Genomic DNA, 10,396 nt, shown 5'->3' with positions numbered 1-10,396 from the left:
CGCTGTGGAGGAGAGGGGATGTCCCGCAAGCAGGCCAAAGCCTTGCGCAAGGACATGACCGACGCCGAGCGGCGTCTATGGTATCTCCTGCGCGCGCATCGCTTTCAGGGCTTGAAGTTCAAGCGCCAAGTGCCGATCGGGCCTTTCGTCGTCGATTTCGCCTGCCTTGGGCTCAAGGTGCTGGTCGAGGTCGATGGCGGGCAGCATGCCGAGAACGATGCCGATGTTCGGCGGACGAAATGGCTCGAAAGTCGAGGGTTTCGCGTTTTGCGGTTCTGGAATAATGAAGTGCTCAAGAATACGGACGCGGTGCTCGAATTGATTTTGAGCGCGGTGGCTGTAGACGGCCCCTCTCCCGGCGCGCCGCTGCGCGGGCGCCACCCTCTCCCCGAAGGGGAGAGGGGAAAAGAATAGAGTTCAATTCCATGTCCATCGCCAATTCCATCCGTGGCCAGATTCCGCCGATCCACAAGGAAGGCTATCCGTTCATCGGCATCTTCGCGCTGGCGAGCCTGGTTTTGTTCTGGATCTGGACGCCGCTGGGCTGGATCGGTACCGGCCTCACTGTCTGGTGCGCGCTGTTTTTCCGCGATCCGGTCCGCGTCACCCCGACCCGCGAAGGCGTCGTCGTATCGCCCGCCGATGGCAAGGTCTCCATGGTGCAGCCGGTGCTGCCGCCGGCCGAACTCGGCCTCGGCGATCAGCCGCTGCTGCGCATTTCGGTGTTCATGAGCGTGTTCAACGTCCATGTGAACCGCAGCCCGGTGGCCGGGCGGATCGAGCGCATTGCCTATCGCCCGGGCAAGTTCATCAATGCCGAGCTGGACAAGGCCAGCGAGGACAATGAGCGCAATTCGCTGGTCATCTCGACCTCCGGTGGCCGAATCGGCGTGGTGCAGATCGCGGGCCTGGTGGCGCGGCGGATCGTCTCGTTCGTCCGCGAGGGCCAGACCCTGGAAGCCGGCGAGCGCTTCGGCCTGATCCGCTTTGGCTCTCGTCTCGACATCTATCTGCCGGAAGGCAGCAAGGCGCTGGTCGCGGTCGGGCAGACGGCCATTGCCGGCGAGACCGTGCTGGCGGATTTCCGCATCGGTGACGGCGGTCGCACCTACCGGGTCGATTAACCGCTTTGGCGGGCCTCTCCAGGCCCGCCGGTACCGTCATGGCGGAGCCAACTGGGGTCTGCTAAGGTCGGTTCATGGAAATGCCAGACACGCCCCAGATCCCCGAAGCCCGTCGCCGCCGGTTCCGCACCATCCCGATCCGGATGCTGGTGCCGAATCTCATCACCTTGCTGGCGATCTGCGCCGGCCTGACCGCGATCCGCCTGTCCACGGAAGGCCGGATGGAACTCGCGGTAGCCGCCATCGTGTTTGCCGCGGTGCTGGACGGCGTCGATGGCCGCATCGCGCGGATGATCAAGGGGCAGTCCAAATTCGGTGCCGAGCTGGATAGTCTGGCCGATTTCGTCAATTTTGGCGTCGCGCCCGGGCTGATCCTGTATTTCTGGCAGCTGCACGACCTCAACAATGTCGGCTGGATCGCCTCGATGGTGTTCGCCATTGCGGGTTCGCTCCGTCTGGCGCGTTTCAACGCTACGATGGATGATCCGGACAAGCCGGCTTTTGCGGCTAACTTCTTCACCGGCATGCCGGCGCCGCTGGGCGCCATCACGGTGATGCTGCCGGTCTATCTGTCGTTCCTGGACGTGCCGATGCCGCCGGCCGTGATCACCACGGCCTATGTGCTGGTGATTGCCTTCCTGATGGTGTCGCGCCTGCCGGTGTTCTCAGGCAAGGCCGTGAATATGCGGGTGCCGCGCGAGCTGGTGCTGCTGATCTCGGCCTCGGTGGTGCTCTTCGTGGCGCTGCTGATCGGCTATCCCTGGCATATGCTGTCGCTGATCTCGGTCGGCTATCTGGCCAGCCTGCCATTCGGCTGGCGCTCCTATCGCGATCAGGAACGTGCGCTGGCTGCGCAGACTGCTGCCGGCGTGCCGGCGACGGCCACGGAGCCGCCGCCATCATCGGACGATCAGCCAACGTCTTTGCCCTGATCGGCCCGCAACGACATCCGGCAACGACCGGAGCAGAAAATCAAAAAGGGAGAAAACACCGTGACCAAGCCCGATACTTTGCTGCCTGCATCCGTGCTCGACGCGCTGCGCCGCTATGACACGCCGACGATCTGCAACGCGCTCGAACTGGTGGCGCCGGAGCGCCGCCTGATCGGTTACACCACGCGGCCGCTGGTCTGTCCGTTCCCCGATCTCCCGCCGATCGTCGGCTATGCGCGGACAGCTACGATCCGCGCCACGGTGGCATCAGGCCTGCCGCCGGCCGAACAGAAGAAGCGTCGGCTGGACTATTACGAATATGTCGGCAGTGGGCCGGGGCCGCAGATCAGCGTGATCCAGGATATCGATGGTCCCGATGCCGGCTACGGCGCATTCTGGGGCGAAGTGAACAGCGCGATCCACAAGGCGCTCGGCTGCCTTGGCGTCATCACCGACGGCTCGATCCGCGACATCCCGCAATGGGCCGAGGGCTTCCAGGCGCTCGCCGGTTCGCTCGGCCCGTCGCATGCGCATGTCCACGTCACCGACTTCGGCCATGAGGTGCGCGTTGCCGGGATGACGGTCGCCTCCGGCGATCTCATCCACGCCGACAGCCATGGCGCGGTGGTGATCCCGCCGGATGTGGCGGCGAAACTGCCGGAAGCGGCTGAGCTTTGTGCACGCCGCGAGGAGCCGATCCTGGCCGTCGCCCGTGACCCCGCGTTCTCGCTGGCCAAGCTGCGCGATGCGATGGCCAAGGCGTCGGAAATTCACTGACGAACACTGATATCGACAAGCAAAATGCGGAGGCGGCAACGTCTCCGCATTTTTCGTTCCGAAGCCGATTTGTCGCGTTAATTACTGGTTAATGCGCGGTGAACGGTAACCCGTCCTTAATCGCAGTATCGTTTAGTGGCCCCGTGCGCTGCATTGTGAGCGTACCGCCGTCCAGGACGGGCGTTGATCGATACGCGTTGCGTCGGAGTTGTCATGGATATCACAACACTCATTGGCTTCGTCTGTGGCATTGCGGTGCTGGTGACCCTGATCCTGATGGGTGGCAATTTCGGGATGTTTTACGACGTCCACGCCGTCATCATCATTTTCGGCGGTTCGTTCGCGGCCACGCTGATCCGCTTCCCGCTATCTTCGATTCTTCACGGCCTGCCGCTCGGCGCCAAATTCGCGTTCACGCTGAGCCGTTTGAACGCCCGCGACCTCGTCGACGAACTCGCCCGCATCGCCGAGATCGCGCGCAAGCAGGGGCCCGTCGGTCTTGAAAAGGTCGAGACCAATGATGCATTTCTCGCCAAGGGCATCCGTTTCGTGGCCGACGGCTACGATCTCGAATTCATCCGCGACAATCTTGAGCGCGACCGCGACAACTTCCTCATGCATCTCGACGAAGGCTCGAAGATCTATCGCGCCATCGGCGACTGCGCGCCGGCCTTCGGCATGATCGGCACGCTGCTCGGCATGGTGCAGATGTTCTCGAACATGTCGGACCCGTCGAAGCTCGGTCCGTTCATGGCGGTGGCCTTGCTGGCAACTCTGTATGGCGCTGTCGTTGGCAACCTCGTGTGTCTGCCGATCGCCGACAAGCTGCACGTCAAGGTGCTGGACGAAGAAACCAACCGCACGCTCATCATCGACGGCATCCTGATGATCCGTGACTCGAAGAGCCCGGCGCTGGTCCGCGAAATGCTGCTGGCCTATCTGCCCGAGAAACATCGCCACGAAGAAGGTGAGCCGGTCCCGGCCTGATAGCCCAGGGATCTGCGGAGTAGCGGCAGATGGCAAAGAAAAAGCGCGGCGAGGCACATGGCGGTCACGGCTGGTTCGTGACCTTCGCCGACCTCATGGCGCTGCTGCTCAGCTATTTCGTGATGCTCGTGGCATTCTCCAGCCCGGACGGTGCCAAGCTGAAGATCGTCGCCGGCTCGGTGCGCGAAGCCTTCGGCGTGCAGACCGATGCGCGCTATTCCGGCATCATCGAATCCGATGGCCTGCCGACGCGCGGCATGACCAAGAACAAGGATCACGTCTCGCCGCAGGATGCGTCCAATGTGACGAGCCCTGACGAGAAGTCGGCGACCGCACGGCCGTCCGGCGCCAAGCTGAAGATGGACCGCGAATTCGCCTTGGCGTCCGCATCTTTGCGGCAGGCGCTGCAGGACATGCCGGAGATCACCGAGATCTCGAAGAACATCATGTTCGAGGAAACCAAGCAGGGTCTCAATCTCGAAATCATCGATCAGAATGGCCGCTCGATGTTCGCGGAAGGCTCTAAGGTGCCTTATGAGCGCACCCGACAGCTTCTGCAGAAGCTCGCTGCTCCCCTGAAAGCAACGCCGCTCCGCGTCGCGATCGTCGGCCACACGGCCGCGGGCTTCGTACCGTCGCGCAATGACTATGATGCCTTCGACCTGTCGAGTGATCGCGCGAATGTCGTCCGGCAGATCCTCGAACGAGAGGGGCTGCCATCGTCGCATATCTTCTCGGTCTCGGGGAAGGCCGATGCCCAGCCGTTGTTCCCCGACGATCCGACCATGGCCGCCAATCGCCGCGTGACGATCACGCTGATGCGAGAAGACCCGCCATTGCCGCCAAACCTCAAGCCGTGACGTAGTCAATTTCTTTTTTTACTGCTCCACGCCCATTTTACCGGGGGGAGGGAGAGGCATCTGGACGTGGGATCGGCTAGTCTGCCGGTTGACTGGCATGAGCCGGCGCGCCATAGCGGGCGCCCGCATTGTCCTTAGGCGTCAAGAAGCAGCATGGCTGTCACGGAAACAACAGGCGAGGGGACGACTGAAGCTCCGGTGGCCCATGCCGGGTTCTGGTCCCTTATGGTCGGCAGCATCGGTGTCGTGTTTGGCGACATCGGAACCTCGCCGCTCTATGCATTTCGCGAAGCCGTCCACGGCGCCACCCATGGCGGTCCGCCGACGCCGGTGATCGTGCTCGGCGTGTTGTCGCTGATCCTGTGGGCGCTGTTCATCGTCGTCACACTCAAATACGTGCTGTTCCTGCTGCGCGCCGACAACAATGGCGAGGGCGGAACGCTGTCGCTGATGGCACTCGGCCAGCGCGCGCTTGGTCGCCAGAGCTGGGTGCTGCTCGCACTCGGCGTTCTCGGCGCCTCGATGTTCATCGGCGATTCCATGATCACACCGGCGATCTCGGTGCTGTCCGCGGTCGAAGGCCTCAAGTTGAAGGCGCCGGCGCTCGAGCATTACGTGGTGCCAATCACCATCGCCATTCTCGTTTTGCTGTTTTCGGTGCAGCGCATCGGTACCGGCAAAGTCGCATCGGCCTTTGGTCCCGTGATGATCACCTGGTTCACGGTGCTGGCGCTGATGGGGGCGTCGCATATCTCCGACGATCCGACGGTGCTCTATGCGATCAATCCATATTACGCCGTGCAGTTCATGCTGAGTCACGGCACCATTGGTCTGGTGACGCTTGGTGCGGTGTTCCTTGCCGTGACCGGTGGTGAAGCGCTCTACGCGGATCTCGGCCATTTCGGCCGCAGGCCGATCCAGTATGGATGGTTCTTCTTCGTCCTGCCGGCGCTGATGATCAATTATTTCGGGCAGGGGGCTTTGGTCCTTTCAAACCCCGCTTCCATTGAAAATCCGTTCTATCTGATGGCGCCGGAATCGATGCTGGTTCCGCTGATCGTGCTGGCAACCGCCGCCACCGTGATTGCCAGCCAGGCCGTCATCACCGGCGCTTACTCGCTGGTGCGTCAGGCGGTGCAGCTCGGCCTGCTGCCGCGTTTCGAAGTTCGCTTCACCTCGGAGACGCATGCGGGCCAGATCTACCTGCCGCGCGTCAATCGCCTGCTGTTGATCGGCGTCGTGTTGCTTGTGCTGCTGTTCAAGTCGTCCAGCGGTCTGGCGTCGGCCTATGGCATCGCCGTGTCCACCACCATGGTGGTCGATGGCATCATGGGTTTTGTGGTGATCTGGAAGCTATGGAACTGGAAGGCAGCGACCGCTTTTGCGATCATCGCGCCGCTGGTTTTTGTCGATCTCACCTTCCTCAGCGCCAATCTGCTCAAGCTGTTCGAAGGCGGCTGGGTGCCGTTGCTGTTCGGTCTGCTGATGGCTGGCATGATCTGGACCTGGCGCCGGGGCGCTGCGATCCTCGTTTTGAAGACGCGGCGCACTGAAGTGCCGCTGCGCGATCTCATCAAGAGCCTGGAAAAGCGCCCGCCGCATATCGTCAAGGGGACCGCGGTATTCCTCACCAGCGATCCCGAATTCGTGCCCACGGCGCTGCTGCACAATCTCAAGCACAACAAGGTGCTGCACGAGCACAATGTCGTCCTGACCATCGAGACCGCACAGACTCCGAAGGTTGATCCATCCGAACGCGTGCGGATGGAAAATATCAGCGACAAGTTCTCGATGGTGAGGCTGCGATTCGGTTTCATGGAGCAGCCGAACGTGCCGAAAGCTCTCGTCATCGCGCGAAAACTCGGCTGGCAGTTCGACATCATGGCGACGTCGTTCTTCGTGTCGCGGCGCTCGTTGAAGCCATCCGCGCAATCGGGCATGCCGCTGTGGCAGGACCACATTTTCATCGCGCTCAGCCGCTCGGCGAATGATGCCACCGATTATTTCCAGATTCCCACCGGCCGCGTGGTGGAAGTCGGTACTCAGGTGACGATCTGACGCCTAATCCTTTGTCATTCCCGGTTCCCCGATTTGCGCTAAGATGGCAGCGACCATCGGAGCCGGGAACGGCCTCGCTGCCCCGCTGTTCACACCCGTCCCGCGCATGCGCCTGAGGCCAATTCCATGACAAGCGATAATCTCACCCCCGCCGAGGCGCCGGCGGATACGACCCATGCGGAGAAAGGCTCTGGCCACACCACGGCCACGCTCGGTTCGCTGATCGTCGGCAGCATCGGTGTCGTCTATGGCGATATCGGCACCAGCCCGCTCTACGCGTTCCGCGAGGCGCTGGTGGCAGCCGGCGGCCACAAGGCGCCCGGCGTCGGCCATGCGGAGATACTCGGCGTGCTGTCACTGATCGTGTGGGCGCTCATCATCGTCGTGACGATCAAATATGTCGTCATCCTGCTGCGTGCCGACAACAACGGCGAGGGCGGCACGCTGGCCTTGATGGCGCTGGCGCAGCGCGCCGTTGGCTCGAGAGGCAATGTGGTCGTCATGCTCGGCATTATCGGTGCTGCGCTGTTCTATGGCGATGCGGTGATCACGCCTGCGGTTTCCGTGCTATCCGCGATCGAAGGCACCAAGCTCGTCACCAAGGCCTTCGAGCCTTATGTGGTACCGATCACGATCTTGCTTCTGGTGGCGATCTTTGCCGTGCAGTCGCATGGCACGACCAAGGTTGCGAACTTCTTCGGCCCGATCATGTGCCTGTGGTTCTTCGTGATCGCGGTCGCCGCCGTGCCGCAGATCATCCAGCATCCCGGTGTGCTGGCTGCTTTCAATCCCACCCACGCCGTCTATTTCATGTTCCATCATGGGATCATCGCCTTCGTGACACTGGGCGCGGTGTTCCTCGCCGTGACAGGCGCCGAAGCGCTCTATGCGGACCTCGGTCATTTCGGCAAACGGCCGATCCAGCTTGCGTGGCTGTTCCTTGTGCTGCCGTCGCTCGCGATCAACTATTTCGGCCAGGCAGCGCTGGTGATGCGCGATCCCACCGCACTGGAAAATCCGTTCTATCTGATGTTTCCCGACTGGGCGCTGATCCCGATGGTGGCGCTCGCTGCGGCTGCGACTGTTATCGCCAGCCAGGCCGTGATCACCGGGGCCTATTCGCTGACCCGGCAGGCGATCCAGCTCGGCCTCCTGCCGCGTTTCGAAATCCGCCACACCTCGGAGAGCCATTCCGGCCAGATCTACATCCCGCGCGTCAACACGCTGCTGCTGATTGCCGTGATCGTGCTGGTGCTGATGTTCAAGTCGTCGAGCTCGCTGGCTTCCGCCTATGGCATCTCGGTGACCGGCACGATGGTGGTCACGTCCTTGATGGCCTTCGTGCTGATCTGGAAAGGCTGGAAGTGGTCGCCGATCCTCGCTGGCGCCCTGATCATTCCGTTCCTGCTGATCGATCTCACCTTCCTGACTGCCAACCTGCTGAAGGTGTTCGATGGCGGCTGGGTCCCATTGGTGGCCGGCGGTGTCATCGTGCTTATGATGTATACGTGGCGGCGCGGCAGCCGGCTGCTGTTCGAGAAGTCGCGCAAACTGGAATTTCCGCTCGCGGATCTCGTCGCCATGCTGGAGAAGCGGCCACCGCAGCGCGTGGCGGGGACGGCCGTGTTTCTCACCAGTGATCCGCAGAGTGCGCCGACGGCGCTCATGCATAGTCTGAAACACTACAAAGTGCTTCACGAGAAGAATGTCATTCTCACCATCGAGACGGCACCGACACCGAAGGTCGATATTTCCGAGCGCGTGCGCATGGAAGAGATCAGCGCCACCTTCGCCAAGGTGACGCTGCGCTTCGGCTTCATGGAATCGCCGAATGTGCCGAAGGCGCTGGCGATTGCGCGCAAGACGGGGTGGCAGTTCGACATCATGTCGACCTCGTTCTTCCTGTCGCGGCGGGCACTGAAGCCGGCCGCGCATTCCGGCATGCCGCGCTGGCAGGATCATCTTTTCATCGGCCTCAGCCGCACCGCCAACGACGCCACCGATTACTTCCAGATCCCGACCGGCAGGGTGGTCGAGGTCGGCACGCAGGTGACGATTTAACAGCCTCACAGCGCTTGATTTTCGCGGCGTGAAGCGCGACTTTGGCCCCCGAAAACAGGGGCCGATCCGGCCCCTTCTGATTTGCTCCGGACGCCGGGGCGCAGGAGGTTTGTGGTGGCAGAAGTTCAGGATTTGACTCCGGAGGAGGTCGCGCAGGGCATCACGGACGGCAAGTATCTGCTCGTCGATGTGCGCGAGCCCAACGAGGTCGAAGTCGAGGCCTATCCGGATTCCGTGGTGGTGCCGCTATCGACCTTCGATCCCGCCGAGATCCCCGATCCCGCCGGCAAGGAAGTCGTGTTTGCGTGTCGCTCGGGCAAGCGCTCGGTGACGGCGTCGCTCGCTGCGCAAGCTGCAGGTCTTGCCTACGACAAGCACCTGGCCGGTGGCATGCTCGGCTGGAAGGCTGCGGGCCTGCCGACGAAAGCCTGATCGCTCGATGAACAAGATCTTCTCTGAGCTGCCCGTCACCGTGTTCGAGGCGATGTCGCAGCTTTCGCGCGACAACAACGCCATCAATCTCGGCCAGGGGTTTCCCGATCATCCCGGTCCTGACGATATTCGTCAGGCCGCGGCTGACGCGGTCATCAACGGATACAATCAGTATCCGTCGATGATGGGCATCCCGGAGCTGCGCCAGGCCATCGCCACGCACTATCAGCACTGGCACAAGCTCACGCTCGATCCGATGACCGAAGTGATGGTGACCTCGGGCGGCACGGAAGCGCTGACGTCATCGATCATGTCGGTGGTGCAGCCCGGCGATGAAGTGGTGGTGTTTCAGCCGGCCTATGACTCCTATCTGCCGATCATCCGCCAATGTGGTGGTATTCCGCGTCTGGTCAGCCTGAAGCCGCCGCATTGGCGCCTGACGGAAGAGGACCTGCGCGCTGTCTTCAACAGCAAGACCCGCGCGGTTCTGTTCAATTCGCCGCTCAATCCGGCCGCCGTTGTCTATCCACGCGAGGATCTGGAGCTGCTGGCAAAGTTCTGCCAGGAGTTCGATACGATCGCAATTTGCGACGAAGTGTGGGAGCATGTGACCTTCGACGGCCACGAGCACATCCCGCTGATCACGATTCCCGGCATGCGCGACCGCACCATCAAGGTGGGCTCGGCCGGAAAAATCTTCTCGCTCACCGGCTGGAAGATTGGCTTCGTCTGTGCGGCGCCGCATCTGCTGCGCGTCTGCGCCAAGGTGCATCAGTTCCTGACCTTCACCACCGCACCGAACCTGCAGGTGGCGGTGGCTTATGGCCTCGGCAAGTCGGATGAATACTTCAAATCCATGCGCGCTGATCTCGCACGCAGCCGCGATCGTCTGGCGGCGGGACTTGAGCGGATCGGCTTTCCGGTCATCAAGTCGCAGGGCACATATTTCCTGACAGTCGATCTTGCGCCGCTCGGGCTCAACGAAACCGACGAGGAATTCTGCCGCCGTATCGTCACCGAATACAAGGTCGCGGGCATTCCGGTCTCGGCCTTCTACGAGCAGGACAAGGTGACGTCTGTGGTGCGGTTCTGCTTCGCCAAGAACGACGCGACGCTGGATGCCGCACTGGAGCGGCTGTCGGACGCGGTGCATCGACGCTAGGAG

The 10,396-nt window shown here is 62.2% G+C and carries 10 protein-coding genes; all 10 read left to right on the top strand.

The window, feature by feature from the left end; translation table 11 throughout:
- Positions 1–18 precede the first annotated feature (18 nt).
- Positions 19–414, top strand: a complete 396-nt coding sequence (locus ACIQ2A_RS08800; RefSeq protein ID WP_398477968.1) for an endonuclease domain-containing protein — start codon at positions 19–21, stop codon at positions 412–414.
- 11 nt (positions 415–425) lie between these two features.
- Positions 426–1,124: a phosphatidylserine decarboxylase gene (locus ACIQ2A_RS08795; RefSeq protein WP_398477966.1), complete on the top strand. Its 699-nt coding sequence runs from the start codon at positions 426–428 to the stop codon at positions 1,122–1,124.
- A gap of 80 nt (positions 1,125–1,204) precedes the next feature.
- Positions 1,205–2,056, top strand: a complete 852-nt coding sequence (pssA, locus tag ACIQ2A_RS08790; protein ID WP_398477964.1) for a CDP-diacylglycerol--serine O-phosphatidyltransferase — start codon at positions 1,205–1,207, stop codon at positions 2,054–2,056.
- Between the two features lie 60 nt (positions 2,057–2,116).
- On the top strand, positions 2,117–2,833 hold the full coding sequence (locus tag ACIQ2A_RS08785) for an RraA family protein (RefSeq protein WP_398477959.1): 717 nt from the start codon (positions 2,117–2,119) through the stop codon (positions 2,831–2,833).
- Positions 2,834–3,046: 213 nt separating this feature from the next.
- A complete protein-coding gene (locus tag ACIQ2A_RS08780) occupies positions 3,047–3,820 on the top strand; it encodes a motility protein A (RefSeq protein WP_398477957.1) in 774 nt (257 codons plus the stop codon).
- A 29-nt stretch (positions 3,821–3,849) separates the two neighbouring features.
- On the top strand, positions 3,850–4,680 hold the full coding sequence (locus ACIQ2A_RS08775) for a flagellar motor protein MotB (protein WP_398477955.1): 831 nt from the start codon (positions 3,850–3,852) through the stop codon (positions 4,678–4,680).
- Between the two features lie 153 nt (positions 4,681–4,833).
- Positions 4,834–6,738, top strand: coding sequence for a potassium transporter Kup (locus tag ACIQ2A_RS08770; RefSeq protein WP_398477953.1), 1,905 nt, complete (start codon positions 4,834–4,836; stop codon positions 6,736–6,738).
- Positions 6,739–6,864: 126 nt separating this feature from the next.
- Positions 6,865–8,799 carry a potassium transporter Kup gene (locus tag ACIQ2A_RS08765; RefSeq protein WP_398477951.1) on the top strand — a complete coding sequence of 645 codons (1,935 nt, stop codon included), beginning with the start codon at positions 6,865–6,867 and terminating at the stop codon, positions 8,797–8,799.
- A 111-nt stretch (positions 8,800–8,910) separates the two neighbouring features.
- Positions 8,911–9,231 (top strand): rhodanese-like domain-containing protein, encoded by a 321-nt coding sequence (locus ACIQ2A_RS08760; RefSeq protein WP_398477949.1) that lies wholly within the window; start codon positions 8,911–8,913, stop codon positions 9,229–9,231.
- 7 nt (positions 9,232–9,238) lie between these two features.
- Positions 9,239–10,393 carry an aminotransferase gene (locus ACIQ2A_RS08755; protein ID WP_398477947.1) on the top strand — a complete coding sequence of 385 codons (1,155 nt, stop codon included), beginning with the start codon at positions 9,239–9,241 and terminating at the stop codon, positions 10,391–10,393.
- Positions 10,394–10,396: the final 3 nt, after the last annotated feature.

Source organism: Tardiphaga sp. (genome assembly GCF_044336785.1).
In the GTDB taxonomy this organism is placed as follows: domain Bacteria; phylum Pseudomonadota; class Alphaproteobacteria; order Rhizobiales; family Xanthobacteraceae; genus Tardiphaga.
The sequence above is the reverse complement of the archived record's forward strand: the minus strand, read 5'-3'. Positions and strand labels throughout refer to the sequence as shown.

Coding starts and splice junctions, on each gene's coding strand:
- ACIQ2A_RS08800 (WP_398477968.1), top strand. CDS start 19: ATGTCCCGCAAGCAGGCCAAAGCCTTGCGCAAGGACATGACCGACGCC.
- ACIQ2A_RS08795 (WP_398477966.1), top strand. CDS start 426: ATGTCCATCGCCAATTCCATCCGTGGCCAGATTCCGCCGATCCACAAG.
- pssA (WP_398477964.1), top strand. CDS start 1,205: ATGCCAGACACGCCCCAGATCCCCGAAGCCCGTCGCCGCCGGTTCCGC.
- ACIQ2A_RS08780 (WP_398477957.1), top strand. CDS start 3,047: ATGGATATCACAACACTCATTGGCTTCGTCTGTGGCATTGCGGTGCTG.
- ACIQ2A_RS08775 (WP_398477955.1), top strand. CDS start 3,850: ATGGCAAAGAAAAAGCGCGGCGAGGCACATGGCGGTCACGGCTGGTTC.
- ACIQ2A_RS08770 (WP_398477953.1), top strand. CDS start 4,834: ATGGCTGTCACGGAAACAACAGGCGAGGGGACGACTGAAGCTCCGGTG.
- ACIQ2A_RS08765 (WP_398477951.1), top strand. CDS start 6,865: ATGACAAGCGATAATCTCACCCCCGCCGAGGCGCCGGCGGATACGACC.
- ACIQ2A_RS08755 (WP_398477947.1), top strand. CDS start 9,239: ATGAACAAGATCTTCTCTGAGCTGCCCGTCACCGTGTTCGAGGCGATG.